Origin of the sequence: Paracidovorax valerianellae (assembly GCF_900102625.1) — a bacterium.
GTDB lineage: Bacteria > Pseudomonadota > Gammaproteobacteria > Burkholderiales > Burkholderiaceae_C > Paracidovorax > Paracidovorax valerianellae.
The window spans coordinates 1-2,014 of sequence record NZ_FMZC01000040.1 but is presented as its reverse complement, the minus strand read 5'-3'; the positions used below and the strand labels follow the sequence as shown (position 1 = coordinate 2,014).

Genomic DNA, 2,014 nt, shown 5'->3' with positions numbered 1-2,014 from the left:
ACGACCCGACCATTGGGCAGTACGTCACTCAGGACCCCATTGGGCTTAATGGCGGGATTAATAAATCAAGCTATCCCGTAAATCCAATGAATTGGGTCGATCCAATGGGACTTGATCCGATGTCCGGCCCTAAAGGACCAGATATTGGACATGCCAAAGGCTGGTACGACAAAATCAAAGATATGCTTGATTTTAAAGAAAATGTGCAAGCGGGAAGAGATATTAAAAGCGACAAAGATAAACTAATGTGTAGAGCGGAAAAGGAGATGAGTGAAAGGGTTGGTAATGAGCAGCTAACTCCGGAGGCTGAAAAGGCCGCTCGTGCTGCGAAAGAGATTTCGACATCTGCAGCTGGTCCAGTTGCAGAGGCTTTTGAATTATTGGTGAATAAAGATGTAATAACTGGCGCGGCAAAGGCTTATGGTTATATTTCAGCGCCGGCAAAAGATTGCGCCACATTGCTTTCTCCCGGGGCAACCAGTCCGGGTGTTGACTTTTTTAAGAAATAATATCATGAAATATATTTTTTGGGCATTATTAATAACGCCGCTTTCGCCATTATTTGTTGTGCTCATTTTTCATTTTTATAGTCCGTCTTTGATGGGCGATGCATTTGATAGGGCGGTTAATGGATTGACGCCTTTGCTTCGAATGTTTTTTGTAGCGCTGTGCGTTATTTGGATGCCATTTTACTTGACCCGCACAGGATTTAAAAATTCGTTTGCTAAATGGGTTGCTTTTTTAGTTGGATGTGCAATTTTATTGATAAATCCGTTTTCAAATATTTTAACTATTCCGATTGAAAAAATACATTTAATTAGCCGCAGTTGGTTTGATGGTTTAAGTTACTATAATTTTAATCTTTATTTGAAATTATTTATCAAAGGTAGTCTCCTTACCATTGCAATGCTTTTTTTCCCCATGATCTTCTCTTCTTTATCCTTTCTTGTGATGTGGAAAATTGAAAAATTAATATTTTTAAATAAATCAAAATTGAGCGAATTGAAGAAAAACGGCGACTGAATTCCAGCTACAGCACAGGGAGAATGCCAAGGACGCGGTGCAATTGCTGATGGACCTAGGCAGAGCCGGGGAGGCCGCGCAGGGAACCCCGCCGCCGCGGCCAGCACCTTCGAACCAGCGACTTCACTCTCCATACTGATTGGGAAACTTCAGAAATTCCTGATGGGTATGCTTGTGATTCTCCATTTTATTTTGAAGAGATTTGCAGGAAAGAGGTTCTGCACCAACCGCTGGCAAAGACAATTAGATGGAAGAGGTGCATAAATACGGCAAAATAGAAGAGACGTAAGAAAATGAATAATGCTAAGAATATTTTAATCATGCTATTGGTAGCAGTTATTCCAATTTTCTCACCTGCTCAACTGATTGACAAAAATGCTTGCGCTGCAATTTTTGCTGAAAAATATGTGGCAGCAGAATTTCCAATCCCCGCTAAAAAGGAATGGCACTGGTTTAGGAGAGCAGTAACGCCAGAGAGGCCTGAGCATGCTTGGATTGCAGAGCCAGGAATCATTGAATCGGATGTTTTTAAAGGAAATGGGGTGGCATTTTCAATGTCAATCGGCTCTGCAAATTTGTCAGATAAAAAAGAACAAAAAGGATCGATGGCTGATTTGATAATTTCTGCGAAAAAGAATGCTTATTTGACTAAAAAAAATAAAACTTCTATTGAAGAGGGTAAAAATTTTGATTTAATAATGAAAAGTGAAGTGGCCGCAAAACTGGTGGAGGAGGATGTTTTTATGTTATCTGTTTTTGATAGTGCAACCGTGGGGTTGGCTAAATCTGGTAATCCTACTCACATGCGGTTGCGTGCTATTTCTTCTTCCGTCGATTCGACCTACGAATGCATTCCAAAGATTGAATATTTAAAAATATTAAATTGATATGGCTAAGTAGTCCGCCCTGAACAATCTGCAAGCCCTTGATCTGACACGTAGTTCTGCTGATGGATGGGCGCAGGATTTGCAAGGTATGGTTGTTCCAGTAC

Annotated in this window: 3 protein-coding genes; all 3 read left to right on the top strand. The window is 40.6% G+C overall.

Going from position 1 to position 2,014, the window contains the following annotated elements; genetic code table 11:
- Positions 1-509 (top strand): RHS repeat-associated core domain-containing protein (locus BLT03_RS24315; protein WP_217640201.1); only part of this gene is annotated, 509 nt, incomplete at its 5' end.
- A gap of 4 nt (positions 510-513) precedes the next feature.
- Entirely contained in the window at positions 514-1,023 is a 510-nt protein-coding gene (locus tag BLT03_RS24310) for a hypothetical protein (RefSeq protein ID WP_139160542.1), read from the top strand.
- A gap of 293 nt (positions 1,024-1,316) precedes the next feature.
- The gene (locus BLT03_RS24305) at positions 1,317-1,910 is read left to right on the top strand and encodes a hypothetical protein (protein ID WP_139160541.1); all 594 of its coding nucleotides are present in this window, start codon (positions 1,317-1,319) and stop codon (positions 1,908-1,910) included.
- Positions 1,911-2,014 lie beyond the last annotated feature (104 nt).